Annotated in this window: 21 protein-coding genes; 6 read left to right on the top strand and 15 right to left on the bottom strand. The window is 42.5% G+C overall.

The features are described 5' to 3' along the window. Positions 1–31: 31 nt before the first annotated feature. The 7 genes from murD to mraZ all read right to left on the bottom strand — a co-directional run bounded on the left by murD (position 32) and on the right by mraZ (position 8,318). The gene (gene murD / locus ACYVBM_RS20945) at positions 32–1,369 is read right to left on the bottom strand and encodes a UDP-N-acetylmuramoyl-L-alanine--D-glutamate ligase (RefSeq protein WP_460687656.1); all 1,338 of its coding nucleotides are present in this window, start codon (positions 1,367–1,369) and stop codon (positions 32–34) included. Between the two features lie 2 nt (positions 1,370–1,371). Continuing rightward, positions 1,372–2,649, bottom strand: a complete 1,278-nt coding sequence (mraY, locus tag ACYVBM_RS20940; protein ID WP_460687655.1) for a phospho-N-acetylmuramoyl-pentapeptide-transferase — start codon at positions 2,647–2,649, stop codon at positions 1,372–1,374. 81 nt (positions 2,650–2,730) lie between these two features. Continuing rightward, the gene (locus ACYVBM_RS20935; RefSeq protein ID WP_460687654.1) at positions 2,731–4,194 is read right to left on the bottom strand and encodes a UDP-N-acetylmuramoyl-L-alanyl-D-glutamate--2,6-diaminopimelate ligase; all 1,464 of its coding nucleotides are present in this window, start codon (positions 4,192–4,194) and stop codon (positions 2,731–2,733) included. A 32-nt stretch (positions 4,195–4,226) separates the two neighbouring features. Further along, complete coding sequence (locus ACYVBM_RS20930) at positions 4,227–6,359, bottom strand: penicillin-binding protein (protein WP_460687653.1); 2,133 nt, start codon at positions 6,357–6,359, stop codon at positions 4,227–4,229. Between the two features lie 71 nt (positions 6,360–6,430). After that, positions 6,431–6,766 carry an FtsL-like putative cell division protein gene (locus ACYVBM_RS20925; protein WP_460687652.1) on the bottom strand — a complete coding sequence of 112 codons (336 nt, stop codon included), beginning with the start codon at positions 6,764–6,766 and terminating at the stop codon, positions 6,431–6,433. A 100-nt stretch (positions 6,767–6,866) separates the two neighbouring features. Then, positions 6,867–7,844 (bottom strand): 16S rRNA (cytosine(1402)-N(4))-methyltransferase RsmH, encoded by a 978-nt coding sequence (gene rsmH / locus ACYVBM_RS20920; protein ID WP_460687651.1) that lies wholly within the window; start codon positions 7,842–7,844, stop codon positions 6,867–6,869. A 24-nt stretch (positions 7,845–7,868) separates the two neighbouring features. Further along, positions 7,869–8,318 carry a division/cell wall cluster transcriptional repressor MraZ gene (gene mraZ / locus ACYVBM_RS20915; RefSeq protein WP_460687650.1) on the bottom strand — a complete coding sequence of 150 codons (450 nt, stop codon included), beginning with the start codon at positions 8,316–8,318 and terminating at the stop codon, positions 7,869–7,871. Between the two features lie 388 nt (positions 8,319–8,706). On the opposite strand from mraZ, the gene ACYVBM_RS20910 reads away from it, so the two are divergent. Further along, on the top strand, positions 8,707–9,930 hold the full coding sequence (locus ACYVBM_RS20910) for an S-adenosylmethionine:tRNA ribosyltransferase-isomerase (RefSeq protein ID WP_460687649.1): 1,224 nt from the start codon (positions 8,707–8,709) through the stop codon (positions 9,928–9,930). 501 nt (positions 9,931–10,431) lie between these two features. Here the strand turns inward: ACYVBM_RS20910 and ACYVBM_RS20905 are convergent. Beyond that, complete coding sequence (locus ACYVBM_RS20905; protein WP_460687648.1) at positions 10,432–11,019, bottom strand: hypothetical protein; 588 nt, start codon at positions 11,017–11,019, stop codon at positions 10,432–10,434. A gap of 609 nt (positions 11,020–11,628) precedes the next feature. Here ACYVBM_RS20905 and ACYVBM_RS20900 point away from each other — a divergent pair. Both ACYVBM_RS20900 and ACYVBM_RS20895 read left to right on the top strand, forming a co-directional pair. Next, complete coding sequence (locus tag ACYVBM_RS20900; protein ID WP_460687647.1) at positions 11,629–12,000, top strand: DUF488 domain-containing protein; 372 nt, start codon at positions 11,629–11,631, stop codon at positions 11,998–12,000. Beyond that, positions 12,001–13,221 carry a trans-sulfuration enzyme family protein gene (locus ACYVBM_RS20895; RefSeq protein ID WP_460687646.1) on the top strand — a complete coding sequence of 407 codons (1,221 nt, stop codon included), beginning with the start codon at positions 12,001–12,003 and terminating at the stop codon, positions 13,219–13,221. Positions 13,222–13,299: 78 nt separating this feature from the next. Here ACYVBM_RS20895 and trxA read toward each other — a convergent pair whose 3' ends face one another. The 3 genes from trxA to ACYVBM_RS20880 all read right to left on the bottom strand — a co-directional run bounded on the left by trxA (position 13,300) and on the right by ACYVBM_RS20880 (position 16,446). Further along, a complete protein-coding gene (gene trxA / locus ACYVBM_RS20890; protein ID WP_460687645.1) occupies positions 13,300–13,620 on the bottom strand; it encodes a thioredoxin in 321 nt (106 codons plus the stop codon). A 164-nt stretch (positions 13,621–13,784) separates the two neighbouring features. Then, positions 13,785–15,041, bottom strand: a complete 1,257-nt coding sequence (locus tag ACYVBM_RS20885) for a nucleoside permease (RefSeq protein WP_460687644.1) — start codon at positions 15,039–15,041, stop codon at positions 13,785–13,787. A 124-nt stretch (positions 15,042–15,165) separates the two neighbouring features. Beyond that, positions 15,166–16,446, bottom strand: coding sequence for a MutS-related protein (locus ACYVBM_RS20880; RefSeq protein WP_460687643.1), 1,281 nt, complete (start codon positions 16,444–16,446; stop codon positions 15,166–15,168). A gap of 115 nt (positions 16,447–16,561) precedes the next feature. Here ACYVBM_RS20880 and ACYVBM_RS20875 point away from each other — a divergent pair, with 115 nt between their 5' ends. From ACYVBM_RS20875 to ACYVBM_RS20865, 3 genes are all read left to right on the top strand, one after another. Continuing rightward, the gene (locus ACYVBM_RS20875) at positions 16,562–16,900 is read left to right on the top strand and encodes a hypothetical protein (protein ID WP_460687642.1); all 339 of its coding nucleotides are present in this window, start codon (positions 16,562–16,564) and stop codon (positions 16,898–16,900) included. A gap of 138 nt (positions 16,901–17,038) precedes the next feature. Beyond that, positions 17,039–18,178: an aminofutalosine synthase MqnE gene (gene mqnE, locus ACYVBM_RS20870; protein WP_460687641.1), complete on the top strand. Its 1,140-nt coding sequence runs from the start codon at positions 17,039–17,041 to the stop codon at positions 18,176–18,178. A gap of 83 nt (positions 18,179–18,261) precedes the next feature. Further along, the gene (locus tag ACYVBM_RS20865) at positions 18,262–18,690 is read left to right on the top strand and encodes a CBS domain-containing protein (RefSeq protein ID WP_460687640.1); all 429 of its coding nucleotides are present in this window, start codon (positions 18,262–18,264) and stop codon (positions 18,688–18,690) included. Here the strand turns inward: ACYVBM_RS20865 and ACYVBM_RS20860 are convergent. From ACYVBM_RS20860 to ACYVBM_RS20845, 4 genes are all read right to left on the bottom strand, one after another. Further along, positions 18,687–19,853 (bottom strand): carboxypeptidase-like regulatory domain-containing protein, encoded by a 1,167-nt coding sequence (locus ACYVBM_RS20860; protein WP_460687639.1) that lies wholly within the window; start codon positions 19,851–19,853, stop codon positions 18,687–18,689. The genes ACYVBM_RS20865 and ACYVBM_RS20860 overlap by 4 nt on opposite strands. A 156-nt stretch (positions 19,854–20,009) precedes the next feature. Next, positions 20,010–20,714, bottom strand: a complete 705-nt coding sequence (locus ACYVBM_RS20855; protein WP_460687638.1) for an alpha/beta fold hydrolase — start codon at positions 20,712–20,714, stop codon at positions 20,010–20,012. A gap of 198 nt (positions 20,715–20,912) precedes the next feature. Then, positions 20,913–22,235: an aspartate kinase gene (locus tag ACYVBM_RS20850; protein WP_460687637.1), complete on the bottom strand. Its 1,323-nt coding sequence runs from the start codon at positions 22,233–22,235 to the stop codon at positions 20,913–20,915. Between the two features lie 137 nt (positions 22,236–22,372). Continuing rightward, complete coding sequence (locus ACYVBM_RS20845; RefSeq protein WP_460687636.1) at positions 22,373–23,458, bottom strand: Ldh family oxidoreductase; 1,086 nt, start codon at positions 23,456–23,458, stop codon at positions 22,373–22,375. Positions 23,459–23,477 lie beyond the last annotated feature (19 nt).

The raw sequence follows: 23,477 nt of genomic DNA, 5'->3' as shown, positions 1-23,477 counted from the left end.
ATCAATATTCAGGGTTCGCGAAGCGATGACTTTACAAATCAATAACCGCACTTTTAAACTGCGTGCCCCTGTCTTCGTAGTTTTTAAACAGGTCGAAGCTGGCACAACCGGGACTCAGCAATACCACATCTCCTTTTTCAGCATAGCTGAAAGCTGCTACTACGGCTTCCTGCGCACTTGTTGTATCTACCATAACAGGTACTACTTCCTCAAAAGCTTCATGAATTTTCTTATTATCAACCCCCAGGCAAATAATCGCCTTAACCTTTTCTTTTACCATATCCATCAGCAGGCTATAGTCATTTCCTTTGTCAACACCCCCTAAAATAAGTATAGTCGGCTTATCCATATTTTCCAACGCAAACCATGTAGAGTTAAGGTTAGTAGCCTTGCTATCATTAATAAACTCTACTCCCCGGATAGTAGCCACAAACTCCATCCTGTGCTCCAGGTTCTGGAAGGTTTGCACCGCCTCCCGAATTTTTTCTTTCCGGATCTCCATTGTGGCACCCGTCAGGCATCCTGCCATAGTATTATATTGGTTGTGTTTACCTTTAAGCGTAAAGTCAAATACGCTCATGGTCATAAAATCTTCTCCTGTTTTTACGTGCATAATGCCGTTCTTGATAAATGCCGCGCTGTTTTCGTTTGCCATACTGATCGTTAATGGGTTAGAATGAATGTTGAACTGATCTATATATTTCATGGTTACCTTATCGTCCTTATTATAGATAAAGTAATCCCCTGCCTTTTGATTCTCTGCTATCCTGAACTTGCTTCTTATATATTTTTCAAAACTGTAATCGTAGCGGTCGAGGTGGTCCTCTGTAATGTTGGTCAATACTGCTATATCAGCCCTGAAATCAACAATATCATCCAACTGAAAACTGCTGACTTCCACAACATATACCGGCTTTGGATCTAAAGCCACCTGCTTTGCAAACGACTCGCCTATATTACCCACCAAAGCTGCATTGAGTCCCCCTGTTTTTAAAATATGCCAGATAAGCGAGGTAGTGGTGGTTTTGCCATTGCTGCCTGTAATAGCAACTATCCTACTATCGCCTTTAAACCGGTATGCCAGCTCAATCTCACTGATAACAGGGATATTTTTCTGACGGACCTTCTTTACCATTTCGTTTTTCTCCGGTATGCCGGGACTTTTCATGATTTCGTCCGCAGCAAGTATCCTTTCTTCGCTATGGCCTCCTTCCTCCCACTCAATACCCGCTGCATCCAGTTCGCCACGATATACTTCTTTCAAAGAACCACTATCGGAAACAAATACATCGTATCCTTTTTGTCTCGCCAGGATGGCGGCACCTACCCCACTTTCTCCTCCACCCAGTATGATCAGCTTCTTCGACACTGTTATCTTAATTTAAGTGTTACCAAACAAATCACAACCAACATCACCTGCATGATCCAAAAGCGTGTTACAATCTTTGCTTCATGATATCCTTTTTTCTGAAAATGGTGGTGCAGGGGGCTCATTAAAAAAATACGCCGGCCTTCACCATATTTCTTTTTAGTGTACTTGAAATAAGTAACCTGTAAACTCACACTTAATATTTCTACAAAAAACACCCCACAGAAAATAGGTATCAGCAGTTCCTTATGCACAATAATGGCAATAGCCGCTATGATCCCTCCTAATGTTAAACTACCCGTGTCTCCCATGAACACCTGTGCCGGGTAAGAGTTATACCACATAAAGCCCACGCAGGCCCCTATCATCGCTGCAAGAAATATAGACAGTTCTCCGAGATTAGGGATATACATGATATTCAAATAATCGGCAAAGAAAAAATTACCGCTGGCATAGGCAAATATGCCCAGCAATACCCCTATCAAGGCAGAAGTGCCCGAGGCCAGCCCATCCAGCCCATCTGTAATGTTGGAAGCATTGGATACGGCTGTTATAATGAATATAACCACCAGGATATATAAAACCCAGGTATATTGCTTTAAAGCATCCGGTAACAGGATAGAGTAGTTAAACTCATGATTCTTTACGAACGGGATGGTGGTAATAGGCTCTTTGGTCTCGACAAAATGTTTCGGCTTATTATTTACCATCCTGGTAATGATATTAGGGTTGTTAGGATTGGGAGTACCATGATACTCTCTCCATATTTTCACATCACTGTTAAAATAGAGCACTGAACCAACCAAGATGCCTATACCTACCTGACCGAAAATTTTGAACCATCCCGCGAGACCGTCCTTATCGCCTTTTTTATAAGCAACCCCCTGCTCCTGTGCCAGACGCTTCGCTCTCAGCTTTAAATAATCATCAATAAACCCTATAATGCCCAGCCATATAGTGCAGGCCAGCATTAGCAGCACATATACTGTATTTAAACGGGCGAAAAGCAGCGTAGGCACTATAATACCGAGTATAATAATAATACCTCCCATTGTTGGCGTTCCTTTCTTAGCCTGCTCTCCAGCCAGGCCCAGGTCGCGAACCGTTTCTCCTACCAGTTTTGCACGCAGGATATTTATTAACTTTTTACCATACACTAATGTAATGATCAAAGCAAATAGCACTGCCATCATGATGCGGAAGGTCTGAAATTCCATCAGCTGCCTTCCGGGAAAGTTTATCCCCTGTTGCTTAAACCATTCAAATAAGTGATATAACATAATTCAGTTGGTATGTTGACAGGTTAAAAAGTTTACAAGGCCAGGCCCTGTCAACTTTTAAATCTTTTTACTTTTAAACTTTTATTTACCTAATAACTCAAACATTTCTTTTACTACCTCCTTATCATCAAAATGATGTTTCACACCATTAATCTCCTGGTATTTCTCATGCCCCTTACCTGCTACCAGAACAATATCCTCTTTACCGGCAAGGTTGATCGCCGTTTTTATAGCTTCCTTCCTGTCCGCAATCGAAATACATTTTCGCATTGCGGCAGCGGGAACTCCTGCTTCCATCTCTTTTATAATTTCACCGGCATCTTCAAAACGGGGGTTATCGCTTGTAAATATTACCTTATCGCTATACTCGCAGGCTACCTCAGCCATTACCGGCCTTTTGGCTTTATCCCTGTTTCCTCCACATCCGGCTACTGTTATTACGTGCTCAAAGCCTTTTTTCAGCTTCTTTATTGTTGCCAGCACATTTAACAAAGCATCTGGCGTATGCGCATAATCAATAATAGCGATCACATGCTCAACGGGCGACATCATATACTCAAACCTGCCCTCTGCCCCATTTAACGTACTCAGCGTTTGCAATACTTCATACTTATCCTGTTCCAGGCAAACCGCTGCCCCGTACACGGCTAAAAGATTGTGCGCATTAAATTCACCAATCAGCCGGAAATGAACTTCCTGCCCATCTACGTTCATATGCAGTCCTGTAATGCTATTATCCAGCACCTTCCCTTTAAAATCACTTACAGCTTTTAAAGAATAAGTCTTTACGGCAGCCTTTGTATTTTGCACCATTACCATTCCTCTCTTATCATCTGTATTGGTAATAGCAAAAGCAGTTTTTGGCAAATCATCAAAGAACTGCTTCTTAACACGGATGTATTCGTCAAACGTTTTATGATAATCAAGATGATCGTGGGATATATTGGTAAAAATACCGCCTGCGAACTGCAACCCGTTTATGCGATGCTGGTCTATAGCATGAGAGCTCACTTCCATGAATGCATACGAACAACCTTCATCCACCATCTTTTTCAACAACTCGTTGAGCTGAACCGTGTCAGGTGTTGTATGGGTAGAAGGCAAAATGGCAGTGCCCACATGATTCTGCACTGTACTTATCAAACCACATTTATACCCAAGATTGCTGAATAACTGGTATAGCAAAGTGGCAACCGTAGTTTTACCATTAGTACCGGTAACTCCTACCAGCTTTAACCGTGCAGACGGGTTGCCATAAAAATTATGCGCTATAATACCCGCAGCAGCAGCACTGTTCTCTACCTGCGCATATACAACCCCCGCTGCAATGGAAGCTGGCAGCACTTCACATACTACCGCCACAGCACCCCCTATAATGGCTTTTTCAATGAACTGATGACCATCTGCTGCTGCGCCCCGCAGCGCTATGAACAGGCAGCCCGGATGAACGGTACGGGAGTCTATACAAATACCCGTTATATCTGTACCGGTATTCCCCGATACTGATAAAAGGCTGGTTTTATATAGAACTTCCTGTAATTGCACTATGCTAATGACTATATTGTTATACGAATGAATTAAACAAGGTTCAACACAATATCCTGTCCTTTTCTGAAAGACGCACCGGGCTGAATAGACTGTTCAGCCACTTTCCCGCTGCCCCTGGCGCGTACGCGCAGGCCCATATCTTCCAGCAACCTGATCGCATCCCTCAGTCCCATTCCTTTTACATTAGGCACCAGGTGATCTTTTACTATATTGGTCTTCAAAACCCTTTTATAATTAGTAGCATACATGGAAGCCCAGCCGTTTTGCTGTATCGAATCCACATATGGCATATTGAGGAAGCCCAGCACATTTTTAATAGCGCTGGAGCTGCCTGCATAGAAATAACTGGTGCTATCCGCAGCGCCCTCATATTCTTTTGGTGTTTTCCGGTCTACATACATAGAGTACACTTTTGTAGCAATTTCCCGGAACACCGGGGCGGCCAGCTGACCACCGTAGTACAGGCCAGATCCGGCTTTTGTACGCACCACCACTATACAAGAGTATTGCGGGTTATGAGCAGGGAAGTAACCGGCAAACGAAGCCTGATAAATACCTGCGCCGTACTTGGTATTACCATCTGCCACGCGCGCTGTACCAGTTTTACCAGCTATCTGGAAAGGCATGTCCTTAAATACATTTTTCCCGGACCCTTCGGTAATAACCAATTCGAGCGCTTTCCTGGCAGCTTCCAATGTAGCAGGCTTGCATATTTGCTGTTCTAAAACAACCGGTTTTCTTTCTTTTACCACAACGCCTTTGTTGCGTACGCTATTTACCAGGTAAGGACTTACCATGGTGCCATTATTGGCAATGGCATTATATAAGGTTAATAACTGCATAGGGCTTACCTGCAAGGCATATCCGAAAGCCATAGTTACCAGGTTCATCTGGCCACCATGATCTGTTTCTAACGGGGCTACACGCGGGTTAGGTATGGCTGTAAGATCTATAGGTGATTTTTTGGTAAGATGGTACTTATCCAGGTACTCTTTATATTCAACAGGCTTTTTGCCAAAAGCTTTAAGGGCAACCCTTCCCATGCCAACATTAGAACTGTGCGCTATGCACTCTTCTATAGTAAGCACACTTTTCGGCATCCTGTGCGCATCGGTAATAGGACGGGGTCCTACCTGCATACGCCCGGTGCTACCTACCTCAAACAAATCACCCGGCTTTACATCTCCTTTATCTATTGAAGCCAGATAACTTACAATCTTAATAGTTGACCCTGGCTCTGTAACCCTTAGCGCATAATTATCATTTTCCCAGTAAGTAGTATCATTAGGATTACGCCCCAGATTGGCTATGGCCTTAATTTTACCGGTTTTGGTTTCCATTAAAATAGCCGTTCCATACTCTGCATGTATCGACTGTAACATGCGCAATAATGCCGTTTCTGTAATATCCTGCATATTTACGTCCAGGGTGGTATAAATATCCCTTCCATCTTCAGGCTCTACCTGGAAACCCTGTACAGGAACCGCTCCGCCGGAAATAAACCGGACCAGCCGTTGGCCATTCTGTCCGTTTAATAAACTGTCATAGCTCATTTCAAGGCCTACATTCATCTTTTTCACCTTACCCTCGCTGTTAATATATTCACGGCTCAAACCAATGGTTCTGTTGGCCAGCAACCCGAAAGGTGCAATACGCTTGCTGGTTTGCTCTACAATGATCCCGCTTTTATTTTTCCCCAGCCTGATCAAAGGAAACTCCCGCAGGGCTTTATAATCCGCAAAAGAAATTTTCTTTTTTAAAGCATAATACCTGTTGCCATTTTTATATGCCTTGTCAAATTCGGCCCGGTACGCTGTTGCCGTTTTATCTTCAAAATAGGATGCCATAGCAACGGCAAATGAGTCAATATACTGGTTATAGATTTTCCCGCCTTTATCGCGAAGTCCGTCGGCTTTAAAATCCATATAAATATCAAACTGTGGCAGAGAAGTGCTTAGCATCTGGCCATCCTCACTAAAAATAGTACCCCTGTCTGCATTGATCTCTACAATCTTCTGGTGCATACTATCCCCCATGCTTCTCCAATGCTCTCCCTGGAACTTCTGGATAATAACCGCTTTACCCAGCACCATTGCAGACAGCACCACTATACCTATAAAGCAAAGGTATACACGCCATAATATGTCTTTTTTAACTTCCATAGTCCCTTTCACAGCCCTCCCCTTCAGAGAGGGAGACAGAAACAATTGATTTAATTATTACCTGATATCATTTATTGAACATTTGCCATATAGCTTTCCAGCGAATCCTTTAGCACATAAGGTGTTTCATTCAACTCACTCAGGCCCAGGGGCCGTAAAGCCTTCGATAATTCGCTGGGCTTACTCCGGAACATCACTTCGCTCTTCAGGCTCTTATATTCCCACTGCAATTCCTTTACTTCTTTGGCCATCGCGTTTATTTTACGCACTGTTTTATCAGCCATATGCCCGTTGTAGATGTACACTACCGCCAGAAAAGCAAGAAAGAAAAGAAAAGGCACCTGCTTTACAATAGATTGATAATTCAACCATTTCTTCCAGCTAAGCTTCAACCGCTTTTCTTTCATACATCATGTTTTTGTAGTTAACTTTATTACACTACCCCCCTTTTAAAGAGAGTCGTCTGGTCAGTTATGATAAGTAGGGCTTTACTCTCTTTATATACAATTATAATCTTTCTGCAACTCTCAGCTTCGCGCTCCTTGATCTCGTATTTTTTTTTAATTCATCCTGACCGGCAGTTACTGGCTTCTTTGTAATCACCTTAAACACTTGCTCTTTTTTTATACTAATGAAGGGGTTTTCGTCGGTCTCTTCCCAGCCTCCCTCTTTAAAAAAATGCTTTACCAGCCGGTCTTCTATGGAGTGAAAGGTGATAACCGCGATCCTTCCTCCCGGTTTTAGCAACGAAACAGATTGTTCCAGCATATCTCTTAACACCTGCACTTCCTCATTTACCTCCATCCGTAATGCCTGAAAAACCTGGGCGAAATATTTATTCGGATTTCCTTTTACCACATCCCTCAGCGCATTTTTGAATCCCTCGATTGTTTTAAGAGAAACCGCATTACGTACCGATACTATCGTTTTCGCAAGCGTGCGCGCATTGGTTACTTCCCCGTATTGTTCAAACAGCTTGTGCAACCTCATTTCAGTATAATGCTGCACCACATCAAAAGCCCTTGTAGCCTGTCTCCTGTCCATCCGCATATCCATGTCGGCATTGAACCTGGTACTAAAGCCACGGTCTGGTTCGTCAAACTGGTGGCTACTAACACCCAGATCGGCCAGTATACCATCTACCCGGCTCACTTCATGCAGGCGCAGGAACCGCTGCAGGTGCCTGAAGTTTTCGGGGATAAAAATAACCCGCTGATCAGCCGGTACATTTCGCCGGGCGTCTGCATCCTGGTCAAAAGCATATAAGCGGCCCTCTTCACCCAGATGTTTTAATATTTCGACAGCGTGCCCGCCACCTCCAAATGTGCAATCCACATATGTTCCTGCCGGATTAATATGTAACCCTTCAATAGTCTCATGCAGCAACACAGGAATATGATAATCGGTCGACAGGTTGGCAGGTTGAAAAGTTGACAAGGTCTCTTTTTCTTCTTCATTCCGACTCCTGTTGTTTTTCCTTTTCAACTTATTAACTTTTAAACATTTCAACTACATGCCACCCATAACCGAACTGGCCAGATCGCTGAACGACTCCGGTGAGAACGAATCAAAGAACTCTTTATATTTTGCCGTATCCCAGATCTCCATTTTATTACCTGCAGGAACCAGCACTATATCTTTCTGCAGACCTGCATACTCTCTTACTGTTGGCGGCAATAAAAGCCGGCCTGCACTATCCGGCTCCACGATCGTGGCACCGTTCAAAAAATAGCGTTTGAATTGCCTTACCTTAGGATCAAAATCATTCAGCGCATTGATCTTTTCTGCAATGGGCTCCCAGGAGCTTAGCGGATAAAGGCTCAGGCATTTCTCAAATCCCCTGTTTATGACAAAACGTTCGGTATCCCCTTCCGCCAGCTGCTTTTTAAAACCAGCCGGTAAAAGAAAGCGGCCTTTTGCATCAACTGTGGCCTCAAACTCTCCAAGGAAACCGATCATAAATATTGTTTATTGTATTTGCAAGTACTAAACTAACACAAAGTAACACTTTTTCCCACTTATCTACCAAATTTTAGCATTTTTGATTTATCCACAAATGAAAAAGGGATGGAAAGCAATACAGCAAAGGGTTTCAGCCAGTTTTTGGTCAATTTTACGCAAAACAGGTGTTAATATAATGTGGATTAATGTATTTAAAAAGTGGAAATCTCAAATACAACACAAAATTATGTGGAACAGAGTTGTAAAAACTGTTGAAAATATAGATTTTTGCTGCATTTAACAGCAGCGGTATGTTCATAAAGAGGAACGGTGCGACGCCTGCCTACCGGACAGGCAGGCAATAATGATGCTAGCAGCACTACCAATGACCCCATAAAATTAAAAAATGCATCCTCAAAACTTATCTATAAAGGATTTTACATACGAACTGCCGGAAGAGAAAATTGCCTTTCACCCATTACAAAACAGGGACGATGCCCGGCTTCTAATTTTTGAAAAGGAAAAGATCCGAACAGATATCTACAGGAACATAGCAGCATATATTCCCGCCAACAGCCTGGTGATCTTCAACAATACCCGGGTGGTGGAAGCAAGGCTCTTATTTAAAAAAGATACCGGCGGGCTCATCGAAGTGTTTTGCCTGCAACCGCATGAAATGTATGCTGATATTACTTCTGCAATGAATGAAACGGGCAAAGTAACCTGGCTTTGCCTGATCGGAGGAGCTTCCAAATGGAAAAACGGGCAAGTGCTACACTTATCTTTTTCTGCAGGCGGGCAGCCCTGCACACTTGAAGCGGCCCTTATAGAAAAAAGGAGCGATTGCTATGTGGTAGCGCTTAGCTGGAATGGCAGCCTGAGCTTTGCCGAAGTATTGCACCACGCAGGCCATGTACCCTTACCGCCTTACATAAAAAGAGCAGATGAGACAGCAGACAAAAACCGCTACCAGACCGTATTTGCACGTTACGACGGATCGGTGGCAGCGCCAACAGCAGGACTGCATTTTACTGAAGATGTACTAAGATCGCTCGAAGAAAAAGGAATAAAACAGCAATTTGTAACGCTGCATGTGGGCGCAGGAACCTTTAAACCGGTAAAAGCCGAAACCATGCAGGAACATGAAATGCACGCTGAATTTATTGAAGTGGGCCGGGAACTGGTAGAACAACTGCTTGAACATCAGGGGCCACTGGTGGCCGTAGGCACTACTTCTTTAAGAACGCTTGAAAGTATGTACTGGCTGGGCGCGAAGCTCATCAGCCAGCCTGGCATTTTTGGCAATTCGTTACCCGTGGTTACCCAATGGGAACCGTATGACGGGTTTTCTCTGCCTTCAAAAGAGGCAGCACTCAAAGCGCTGCTTTCTTATATGAATGCCAAAAATATCAGCCAGTTAATTGCTAAAACGCAAATCATCATTGCTCCTGGCTATGATTTTAAAATGATCAATGGCCTGGTTACTAATTTTCACCAGCCCGCCTCTACGCTCCTGCTTCTGGTGGCCGCACTGGTGGGTAATGACTGGAGGACGATTTATCATTATGCGCTTGAAAACCATTTTCGCTTTTTAAGCTACGGCGATGGGTGTTTGTTGTGGGGCGGGTAATACAAGCCCTGCTCACGAAACAGGCACATAGGTTTTAGAAGTTCTAAAATATCGATTATAAATGCCTGATATAAACGAGGCTTATACAAAAAATCATTTCAAACAAGGGAAAATCACGGAGATTAACCCGAAAAAACAATCTCTCTATTCCTTGCTTGGCGTCTATACCTTTATATAATAAAGTGGCAACATCCTGTATTACTAACACCAGCTTGCTTAACACTAATGAAGAATAATGAACATGTAGTGTACATCAGTATCTCGAGCACCTTGCCTATTACAATTATCTCCGGCGACAGGATACCTGTGCAAATGTTGCAAAAGCTATATCGGCACACCGATATTAAAACCACAATTGGCTATCAGGCAAACTTTATACATCAAGATGTGGATAATGCGTTGGATAGCGTGACTGGCTATTGAAAAATAAAAAACTACCCAACCTTATTTTAGGGAACGCCCAAGAATAAGGCTAGGTAGCTTAGGACAGATGCTATTTTTTTATTTAATTACGTATGCTACGCCAAGCCGTATGTTAATAGAGCCTTCCCATTCTTTGGATTCATTCCCATACGTAGCCCCGAATCCAAAACGACCATCAAGATTGATACGCTTTCCTACATTTCGTTGCATACCCCATGCAGGTATGAAAGAGAAATTAAGTTCATCTGTGCCATTCTTGGAATAAAATCCTTTTGGTTTCACACCTCCTGTTAAACTAAAAAAACTGCCTGAATTATTTAACGTGGATTTATTATTACGCACACGCTTTTTCAGGTTATAGTATTGACGTATCTCCGTAGAAAATGCAGGCGCAATCACTTGCGTTAAATCATCCGACACTTCATTTATCGGGGTTCCATAGAAAGAAAACCTGCTATCTTTCATAGCAAAACCATAGTTAACGGAAGCCTCGAAATTAATGGAGGTTTGCGAAGCTATAGGTATTTCGTAATTAGCACCAACGCCAAATAGCTGAATACCCGCCTTCCAATTTTTTTTTAAGAGTTGCTGTTGTTGAGCGTTTGCCTGCCCAAATAAAAATACAAAAACAAGACAATAAATGAACAAGTTTTTATTACATAACATATCTCACATTTTATAGTTTATTCAAAAGCCTTATCCATCCGAACACCCTTCCATGTTTCATTATACTTTGCCGCACCAAACAGAAGCGCCCAATATTTTATAAGTATATGCTTTACCTGATATATGCTCCCAAAGATTTTCCCAGTTTATACTACTCACATTTGCCGGATCAATTTTGAAAACAACATAAGTATTCCAATCAAAATTTTTATTTATCATGTCGGTATTAGTCTGTTTGTCTTCATACCTGGCCGTCACTACATTAATCTTATTAGGGTAGATGATCCTGAATGCTTGCTTTCAACAAATGGACGCTGCTCATTACTAATTTCTTCAGTGAAATTTTTTGAACAAGAGGAAATAAGAATACTGCTAAATGACAACGCACAAAGCATTAGCCTGGATCGATAATAAGTGTTTTTTTCATATAAATTTTTAATTTTTAAAAGTTGCAAATGTAGTTTGGTATTACATTATACAGGGAGGGTATTTTTCCCGTATTCCTTACGAAAAACAAAACTACAACTACAGAAAAGTTGTGATTTCCAAAAGTCCTAAAACAATAAAAGATAAAAATATCTTTATTTTTACAGGAGAAAAGTTGTTGTTATGAACCCTGATATTCATATAAAAAGGATATACGAACCGTTCTCAAAGGAGGATGGATTCCGGGTTTTGGTTGACCGCGTATGGCCTAGAGGCATCGCTAAAGCTACAGCCCATTTAGACCTGTGGGCAAAGGAAATGGCCCCCGGTACTCCATTGCGTAAATGGTTCAACCACGATCCGGCAAAGTGGGAAGCTTTTAAAACCAGGTATAAAGCGGAGCTTGACGAAAATGATGCAGTTGAGGCATTCATCCGTGAATGCAGCAAGCACCCGGCTGTTACCTTCTTATACGGAGCCAAAGACACTGAACATAACCAGGCCATAGTACTACAGCAATACATCATTCAAAAAATGAAAAATCAACGTTTCTAAATGAACAGAAATACAATAACAGAAATGGCTACAGCCGCCATACATGGTGTACAGGATGATATAGCAGAACACGCCCATCTTATGCCTATATACGCAACTTCTACGTTCACCTTTGACAGCGCCGAGCAGGGCATGGATCGTTTTTCTGGTAGAGCGCAGGGATTTATTTATTCCAGGTTTGGCAATCCCACCACTTCAGCAGCAGCCCAACTGGTGGCGGCCCTTGAAACACATGGGCTAAAAACAGCAGCGAACGGACCTTTGAAAGCGCATGCCTTCCTTACCTCAAGCGGCCAGGCGGCGCTGGCCACCCTGATGATGAGCCTTGTAAAAACGGGCGATACTATTATCTCTGATCATGCTTTATACGGCGGCACTTATGAGTTCTTCAATAACTTTTTGCCGGCATTTGGAGTGCGCACTGTATTTATAAATATGACCGACCCCAGCGCACTTGAGCAGGCACTGAAAAACAATCCCTCTACCCGGCTCATTCATATTGAAACTCCGGCCAACCCTATCATGCAATGCACCGATATTGAAGAGATATGCCAGATAGCCAAAGAGCACCAGGTAATTGTTTCTATCGATAATACTTTTGCTACGCCCTACTTACAGCAGCCTTTCAGATTCGGGGTCGATTATATATTTCATTCCACCACAAAATTCCTCAATGGGCACGGCAGCGCTATCGGCGGTGTTATTGTTGGCCGCCATATTGATTTTATGCGTACCCAAATGGCAAAAACTTATAAACTACTGGGAGGGAACAGCAATCCTTTCGATGCTTTTATGCTGATGCAGGGCATCAAAACATTAGCCATAAGAATGGACAAACATTGCAGCAATGCCGGGCAGGTTGCCCATTATCTCTCTGCCCATCCTGCTGTAGCTAAGGTGAATTACAACGGCCTGCCCGGCCATCCCGGCTATGCCATATCAAAAAAGCAAATGCGTTCAGCAGGCGCTGTTTTGAGCTTTGAGCTGAAGGGGGGATTCGACCAAAGCAGACAGTTTATCAACAAACTGCAATTATGTGTACGTGCTGTGTCCCTGGGAACAGTCGATACACTGATCTCTCATCCTGCCTCTATGTCGCATAGCGGTATGTTAAAAGAAGAACGGCTGGCGGCAGGGATATCAGACGGACTGATCAGAATGAGTGTAGGGCTGGAAGATATTAACGATATACTGAACGACCTTGGGCAGGCGCTGGGCTAAGAATGACGTCAAAAAACAAAAGCCCCGCAACAATAGCAATGCGCGGGGCCAATAAAACAATAAAACAAAACCGAAATCTTAGTTCAGGTGCGCCTCAATTTTCTTTACAAAATTACCTTTAGGCTGGGCACCCACTAATTTATCTACTACCTGACCGCCTTTAATAAATAAGATGGCAGGTATAGAAGTAATGCCGTAGTCCATAGAAACCTGCGGATTAACATCTACATTCAGTTTACCAATGTTCACTTTGCCGTCGTATTCTTTTGCCAGCTCTTCAATTACCGGGCCTATAGCACGGCAGGGACCGCACCATTCTGCCCAGAAATCTACTATAGTCAGTTTATCTGAGTCCAAAACTTCTGCCTGGAAGTTTGCGTCGTTAAATTCTTTTGCCATTATTAAGATAGTTTAAAAGTTGATAATTTTTACATGAACATGACTTCAAAGTTAAGTCCACAAATCAAATAACAGCAATAGTGACATTTTGTTGTGAAGAAAATGTCAATTCACCGCTCATCTACTGCCAGAATACCGCTAACGGCCGTTGGTAAAAGAAAGATTTAATGAGCAATGGGGCCTGCCAGATCAGGATGGTGTCTATGCCTGAACAATAAACCAAATAATAAAGCCACGATCAGGGCATAAATTGAAAAAATAAGCCATATCCCCTGCCAGTCCTTATTACCATCAGGAAGAATATAATACTTATCTATCATCCATCCGCTTATACGTGCCCCCAGGAAAGCACCGAAACCGTTGGTCATCATCATGAAAAGCCCCTGTGCGCTTGACCGGATATGCTTATCTGTTGTTTGCTCTACAAACAGTGAGCCGGAAACATTGAAAAAATCAAAAGCCATTCCATAAACAATGCAGCTCAAAATAATCATCCATAAACCCGATCCCGGATCTCCGTACGAAAATAACAGGAACCGCAGCACCCAGGCCAGCATACTGATCAGCATTACTTTTTTAATGCCAAACCTTTTTAGGAAGAAAGGGATCGCCAGTATAAATAAGGTTTCAGATATTTGTGAAATAGACATAATAATCGTGCTATGCTTCACTACCAGCGAGTCTGCATATTGCGGGTTCCTGGAAAAATCAGAAAGAAATACATCTCCATACATATTCGTTAACTGCAGGGCCGCTCCTAAAAACATGGAAAATAAAAAAAATATGGCCATCTTATAGTCCCTGAACAGCTTAAAAGCATCCAGGCCCAGTATCTGTACCAGGCTCTTTTTATCGTTCCTGGTCTTAGGAGGCGGGCAGGGAGGTAAGGTAAACGCGTATATACCCAGCAAAAAAGCCCCGGCCGCCGCAATATAAAACTGCGCCGCGCTGGCTTTATTCCCTGTTAAATCTGTTACCCACATCGCTGCAATAAAGCCTATGGTGCCCCATACACGTATAGGAGGGAAAGATTTTACACAGTCGTAATTGCTGTTCTTAAGAATAGTATAAGACAGGGCATTACTCAGGGAAATAGTGGGCATATAAAATATCATAACCATTAGCATGGCATAAAAAAACAAATCGGGATCATTCACCTGTGGCAAATAACACAAACTAATTCCATACAAAATATGCAGCAGCCCATACAGTCTTTCTGCATTTATCCACTTATCTGCGATAATTCCGATAACCGGAGGCATAAAGATCGACGCAATAGCAAGTGTGGAAAACACACTGCCAAATGCGGCCGGCCCCCAGCCTTTTGTCGTAAACCAGTAGTTGGCAATGGTAATAAGCCATGCACCCCATACAAAAAACTGGAAAAAGCTTAAAACAGTCAGTCTGAATCTTATCGACATACGTTTATTTTATTTATTGGCCCTACACCGTACTGCTATGGAACAATTTTGTCCCGATAATTATCGGAACACGCTTCAACATCCGGTAATATTTTAAACAGCCCAACGAATCTAAAGAAAAATATCAAATAAGCTCACCCGTTTCTTTCAGTAATTCATCCAGCCCCACTTTCCGGAATAGTACCTGGCCTACTTTTACATCTGACCAGCCCTCTTTTATTTCATACTTAAATACAGGTGCCCCATGCTCTACTTCACAATCCACATAATAAGCGTTGACCTTTTCTGACTTTACCTGCTCTTTAAGCTGGTGCAGGTGTGTTGAAATAATAAAAAAGGAATTTGTAAATTTTGTTAACCCGTTAATGGTAGTCGTGCTTATTTTGACAGCGTCCTCCATATTCGTTCCTTTAAAAAGCTCATCAAAAACAGCAAAGCAACGTTTACCGGCGGCGGCCTCGGTTACAACATTTTTTAGCCGTATTATCTCGTTCATAAAATGGCTATAGCCGTTTGCAAGGCTGTCATTATGGTTAATGGATAAAGCAATATGATCAAAAAAAGGAACAGCCGCCCTGCCAGCGGGTATCGCGAATCCCAAATGAGCCAGATATATACATATTCCCAGCGATTTAAGAAATGTTGACTTGCCCGACATATTAGGCCCGGTAATAAGAAGTACATTTTTGTCAAGGGAAAAATTGTTCTTAACAGGATCGTTTAATAAAGGATGATAGAGCTGCTCCAGGAAAAATTGTTCTTCTGAAAAAGACGGGAAACTGAAACGGCGCTTTATAACGCTCTGGCTGATGGATAAAAAAGCTTCAAACCTGAAAAGCCGTTTATAGAAACCGGTGATTACTCCTTCATTATATTTTACCGCTATTATTTTTGAAAGGGTTATTATATGTTTTGTGTTCAGCTTGCCCTCCCTGATCAGGGTATCATAAAAATCAAGATTAAACAAAGCAATAAAGCTGCTTATTAAACGGATCTCTTCTTTATAGGCTTCGGGAAAAAAGCGGGTATTTATTTTTTTAAAATAATATAAATCGAGTTTAGAGAATAACAAAACAAACTGTATGACCTTTGTTCTCAAAGTATGTCTTTCTTTTTCCAGCAGCATCAGTTTCAGTCTTTCTCCTGGTGTAAAATTCAAAGCAGGCGGATTTGTTAAAAAATGATGCACTTCATAAAAATCCTGCTTTGCATAAGCATAATTACCTACAATCTCAGCGTTTGTAATAAATCCTTTAATAATATGCTGCCGCGTTTCTATTTCACTTACGGAAGTAAGAGGATGGCGAAATAAATAAGCAAGCGCTGTTTTAGCAAAATGCGTAAGGGTAAAATCAAAAAACGGCAGCACTTCTGTCTCCAGGTTCAGATCCGTTGTATTACCCATTTTATTGTTTTTAAGTCTGTTAAGTACCCAGGCGGGAAAATTACATGGTCAACGAATCTAAAGAAATTTTACGAACAACCAGGTGTTATTAAATGTTAAAACTACTTTTACATATATGATCAACTACAACAATAAAGTTTTTAAACCTGTAAGCAATACCGAAAACGGGGAAACTTCGTCAGCAACTATGTTTCACTACCGGCAAATTGAAAATATATTAACCGCCACTTACAGCGGTGGTCCAATAAAGTCCGGCCATTTGATCGGCCTGGTTGATGAGGCAGGACGTATTGATATGCGTTACCACCAGGCAAATAATCATGATGTACTCATGACAGGTGTCTGCCATTTCGTACCGGAAGTGCTACCCAACGGTAAAATCAGGCTGCGTGAAACATGGAGATGGACCAGCGGCGATCTCTCACACGGCACATCGGTCATTGAAGAAGTATAAGGAAAGCTCAGGCGTTGCAGGCCTTTAGCGTTAAAAGCAGTATAGCCAATCATGATAAAACATGATCATAATCAGACAATTTTTGAACCCTTAAACCCAAAATCCGTTTTATCTTTGTAATTTATTAATCTTTACCTGATGAGTATATTCAGCCTTTCCAATATAGATACAGCATTACATACAATAAGCAACAAAGTACACAACGGCCAGAGAATCAGCGATGAGGATGCGCTACATCTTTTTAAACACGCCAGCTTAGGCTTTGTGGGGTCGCTGGCCAATTATGTGCGGGAGCAAAAGCATGGTGATGTAACTTACTTCAACCGGAATTTTCATATCGAACCCACTAATGCCTGTGTATACTCCTGCCACTTTTGCAGCTACAGCCGCGTGTATGCCCATCGTGATGAAGCCTGGGAACTTTCATTGGAGCAAATGATGGATATTGTTAAAAAATATGATAATGAACCTGTAACCGAAGTACATATTGTAGGCGGGGTGCATCCTAAGATGAATTTAGAGTTTTTTGCAGAATTGCTGCGCAGTATTAAAGCGCATCGCCCCGATCTTCATATAAAAGGTTTTACCGCTGTAGAGCTGGATTACATGTTCCGCAAGGCAAAAAAAACCATACCCGAAGGCATGCAATACCTGAAAGAAGCCGGCCTTGAAAGCCTGCCAGGTGGCGGCGCTGAAATTTTTGCCCCCGAAATAAGAAAACAGATTTGTGCCGATAAAGTGGATGGTAAAGGCTGGCTGTACATTCATCAGACAGCACATGAGCTGGGTATGCAAAGTAACGCCACCATGCTTTACGGGCACCTGGAAAACTATCATCATCGTATCGACCACATGAGCCAGCTGCGCAACCTGCAGGACCAAACCGGCGGGTTCAATACTTTTATCCCGCTGAAATTCAGAAACGGCGACAATGATATGAGCCATGTGGCAGAGTCGTCACTGATAGAAGATATGAAAGTGTATGCAATTAGCCGCATTTATTTGGACAATTTTCCACATATAAAAGCCTATTGGCCGATGCTGGGCCGCCAAAATGCACAGCTATCCCTGTCTTTTGGCGTAAACGATATCGACGGCACAATTGATGATACCACTAAAATTTACTCCATGGCCGGTTCTGAGGAGCAAACGCCTTCTATGACTACAGAAGAGCTGGTATTGCTGATTCAGCAGGCGAGAAGAAAGCCGGTGGAAAGGGGCACCCTGTACAACGTAATAAAGGATTATAGCACTACCGAAATGTTCGCATCCGTTTAACTTAACTGCCGTGCCTGGTTTTCTGGATTTGCACTTACGGCTTTTTTTCGCTATATTGCCTGTATAATCAAATCATACGCTTTATGACCAAAGTATCTACTATTCTTGCCCGGAAAGGAAGTCTTGCAGTCACTATTCAAACAGATACCAAAGTTTACGATGCTTTAAAAATCATGTCAGAGAAAAACATAGGCTCTCTGATCGTACTTGATGGGGAAAAATATGCAGGTTTACTTACAGAAAGGGATTATTCAAGAAAAGTGATTCTTTTAGGCAAACATTCGGATGAAACCACCGTAGGCGAAATTATGTCTACTAATTTACCCACCGTACACCCTAATGATACTGTAGAGCGTTGTATGCAACTGATGTCTGATAAAAACATAAGATACCTTCCTGTTTTTGAAAACCATAAGCTTTCAGGCATTATATCCATCAGCGATGTGGTAACGGAAACCATTTTACAGCAAAAAGAAACCATTAACCAACTGCAAAACTATATTCAGGGCTAGTCTTTTGGAGTTTGATACGGGTCAAAATCAAGTGGCAACATGTCCCCAACCTTTTCACTCCATGACCAGTACCACTCAGATATAATAGTGTTTGCCGGCGACCAGTTACCGTTTTTATCAATAATAACAGGCTCAACGTTAAGATGTATGAGCGAACGTATGGGATAAGGTTTTCTTTTTTCATTATAATAATCAAGATAACCTTGTTCCTCCAGCTTGTTCTTATATGTAATAGCCAGGTAATCCGGCCATGACATCATCTTATAATCTGTTCCGGTATTTACCACCAGACTGTTGCTGATGAGCAGGGATGAATCGTATTCATCAGTATAATCCTTCTGTGCCAATATCCTTTCATAATAAGCGCTTGAATCTCCTGTAAGCTTAGGCACAGCTAACAGCACCCTGTTCAACGGGATATTGCAAATAATGCGCACCCTGTCCTTCTCCGTATTCCTTAAACGCTTCATCCGCCGCACCTCAAATCCCTCCTGCTCCAGGTTGCCGTTATAAAGGCTTCTTATAAAATGCATTATTGATCCCTTATAAGCTTCCTCCCTTTTACGCATATTATTTTTACGGGGTGCTTTTCTGCCACCTGATTCAGTAAACAATACATGGCCCGAAAAAAAATTACTGAGCTCCTTAAAGTTGATCTCAAATTCCTGTAAATGATAGGTAAGCTGGTAGCCCAGCGCCTGGTTCTCAATGATCAGCGGCTCTTTGGCGATCACTTCCAGTTTATTTAGCTTTTTATAAAACCTGAACCAAAGCGCTTCCTTATTCTTAATAAAAGTTTTTTTACTGTTGGCGCTCATGCCAATAAAATATTCAAGAAAGGTGCGACCCCATTTCTCCCATGTTTCGGTCACATACCCGCCTACAATAACTGTTTCCATCATAGTAGCCTTGGGCTGCATCACAAACTTTATCTGGCGGGGCATCTGATCCGTTGAAAAGCGGTATGAAGCAGTTTCATAGCTTATGACTGTAGCCACTACCTCATAATTTCCCGGAGGTATATTACCTATCTCAAAATAGCCCTCTTTATTCGTTACCGCTCCCATGGACGTATTGGTAAGAAAAACGCTGCAACCGGCCATCGGCACACTGTCCTTTTCATCTACAACAAACCCTTTAAGAATGAATTGGCCAGTTGCCACTTTAACCTGGAGTAAAAAAAATAGGACCAACACGCGTATCATGCCTGCAAAGATATACGACACAACAAAACATCTACGATATATTCGTATTTATTTTTAACAGAAGCCTTCACTCAATAATCAATATATACTACCTGACAAAAACCGGCTACTTTTTCAGGACAACACAGGCATTTCCCCTAATACCTTGTTGATAATGGTGCTTATCTCATTAGCCCGGTTATAAATCATCATGTGCGTTCCTGACTTTATTACATGGGTGGGACTGATGGTTTTTAAAGGAAAAATTTTATCGCAGTCTCCATGAATGTGGATGGTATGGGACGGGTAGTCTTTATTTTTCCAGTTGAGTATTTTATCAAAGCTCCAGTTCACATACCCGATATCAGCATTGCGCCTGTAAGCGTTGGCAAACGCTTTTTCCTCTGGCGTAAAAGCTCCCAGTCGTTTATTGGCTATTTCATATACTTTTTCGCTCTGCTGTATTTTCCTTACCGGGAAAATTTTATCCAGCCGCAAATGACCAATGCACCTTAAATGAAAAGGCAGCTCCCGCCTGCATTTTACTCCTGAAATAATGATCAGCTGTTTTGCCGGTAAAAATTTATTTATCTCTACAGCTATCATCCCTCCAAAAGAAACACCCAGAATAACCGGCTGCTGCTCTTCTATTTTTACTGCCATACGGCGGGCATAACCTTCTATGCTTTCCTGTTGATAAGGCTTTATCCAGTTAAGGAACTGAAGATCGGCATCAACCTCAAGGTTCGCAAAAATTCCCTCATCCACTCCAAAACCGGGGATACAATACACTTTAGGCCGTTTCAGCCAATGACTTTCGTTGCGCTGTGTTACATTCATTACTCAGTTATTTTACACAAAACGTACGTAAACACTACAAATGCAAAGGTACAAATACCTCTGTGCCTGATACCAAACAAGGTACCCTAAATACAAAAACAAAATAGCAGTGTACAACTGTTTTAAAGCGTTTCATAAAAAAAGTGCGAAGGTTACCCTCCGCACCGTAAAAACATATTCCGCAATCGTTTGAGGCATCTAATTTAACCCAAACATACCCTTATTCAGCTGCTGCAATAACTGTATTTTATGCTCTGCAGCAACCAGTAAAGAGATATTATGACGGCTGCCTCCATAAGAAACCATACGGATAGGTATATTTCTTATGGAGCCGAACAGCTTTTTAATGATCTCTTCAGTTTCGTTGATATTATGTCCTACAACAGAAATAATGGTTTGCCCTTCATCTACCTCAACAGAACCCAGTACTTCAAGTTCTTTTATAATTTGCTTCAGGTGCTCAGGGTTATCAATAGTAATAGAAACCGCAACCTCTGATGTTGTGATCATATCAATAGGTGTTTTATATTTTTCAAACACTTCAAATATTTTCCTTAAGAAGCCATAAGCCAGCAGCATGCGGCCGCTTTTTATCTTTATAGCTATAATATTATCTTTTGCTGCAACCGCCTTAACTCCGGCCGATGCGGCATCCTGTGTTATTAAGGTACCTTTGGCATCCGGCGCCATGGTATTCAACAGCTTTACCGGGATTTTATACTGCTGCGCAGGCCATATAGACGCAGGGTGCAGAATTTTAGCGCCGAAATAAGCCAGCTCAGCTGCTTCATCAAAGCTCAGCTGCACCACAGGCATGGTTTTGTTTACCACCCGGGGGTCGTTGTTATGCATCCCATCAATATCTGTCCATATTTCACAAACAGAAGCATTAATTGCAGCAGCTACAAGTGAAGCCGTATAATCGCTGCCGCCACGTTTCAGGTTGTCTACCTCGCCTCTGGCATTTTTACAGATATAACCCTGGGTAACCAGGATCTTTTTATCTTTATGCTGATGGATGAGCTGTGTAAGCCGGGTACGGATACTGCCAATCTGCGGTTCCTCGTTCTCATCAATGCTCATAAACTCCAACGCCGGGAGCAGGGCGTAAGACGCGCCCATCTCTTGCAGGTAGCAGCAGAATATTTTGGTAGAAAGCAACTCTCCCTGTGCCAGTATATCCTTGCTCAGCGCTTCGCTGAAAGATATTTTAAGAATGATGTTCAGAAAGTCAAAATGCTCTTCCACAATGGCCCGGGCCTTTTTATATGCATCCTCATCAGAAAGCAATTCCCTGATAAAGGTTTTGTAATGGTCATGCAAAGCATTGATATGCTGAGTAGCCGTATGCCGGTCTCCGGCAGCAATATTATCACCAATGGTTACCAGGGCATTGGTAGTGCCGGAAAGTGCAGAAAGTACTACCAGCGCAGGCTCTGTTTGCTGTTGTAGCAGCGCTGCAATATGTTTCATACGCTCTGGCTTTCCCACACTTGTGCCGCCAAACTTCATTACTTTCATACCTGTAAAATATCGTTATTTAATAATCTATAAAATGAATCGGGTTGCAAATATACATCGCATTATCATATAAAGGCGGAAGATCGAAATTGCCATACAGGAAGATAAACACAACCACCCAACCTGCATTCGATGTTTTACATCACAAAGTCAATGCCCAGCTTCTCTCCCACCTGTTTCATATCTTCAATCACAGAAGGCAGCAGTGGGATACCGTGTGCCCTTCTTTCTGTTTCCATTTCTCGTTCAGGATCGCCGGGTATCAAAACCTTTTCATATCCCGGTAAGGTTTTAGCGTTTCTGAATCCACTGATCCAGTCGTCCATATCCTGCTTAAATTCATCAGCCGGTCTGAAAGCATCTATACGCATTGCACCCAAAAAATGCCCGATACCCTTACCTGGCTGCTTTGCAGGCATAGGCACATAGGCAGGGAACGGCGGAACCCAGGGTGCATAATTGGCGCCGCTCAATAAAGCCGAAAAAATATCGACCATTGCACCGAGCGCATAGCCTTTATGGCTGCCGTGCTCACGGTCGCCGCCCAGCGGCAATAAAGCACCACCCTTTTTTAAAATATTCGCATCCGTTGAGGGATTGCCCCCGGCATCCTGTACCCAGCCGTAAGGAGCCTCTTCATTTTTTCTTTGTAAGATTTCGAGTTTACCGTTTGCCGCAGTTGTAGTAGCCAGATCCATTACAAAAGGCGGCTGCAGCCCTGCAGGTGCAGCTACGCAAATAGGATTAGTGCCCAACATTTTTGAAGTAGAAAATGTGGGTGCTACCAAAGGGCTGGCATTGGTCATGGAAATACCGATCATGTCCTCTTCCAGCGCCATCATGGCATGTGCAGCTGCGATACCATAATGGTTGCTGTTTTGTACGCTTACCCAACCGGTACCCACTTGCTTAGCTTTATCAATGGCAACTTGCATGGCAATGGGCGCCACTACCAAACCCAGGCCACTATCGCCATCTATTACAGCAGTAGAGGGCGTTTCATGAATAATTTTGATCTCTGGTGTTGCATTCACTCTTGTTGCTTCCCACAGCCTTACATAGCCGCTCAGCCGTGCTACACCATGCGAATCCACACCGCGCAGGTCGGCCGAGAGCAAAACTGCAGCAGCAGAGGCAGCCTGCTTTGCAGGACAACCTATCTTCTCAAAAACATTTACGGTAAAATCGTATAACTTGCTGTAGCTGAATGTTTGTGTGCTCATATAAACAAAGAAACAATAA

This window comes from Niabella aquatica (genome assembly GCF_054779315.1).
Note: the sequence above shows the minus strand (reverse complement) of the source record. Positions and strands in the feature narration are given on the sequence as shown.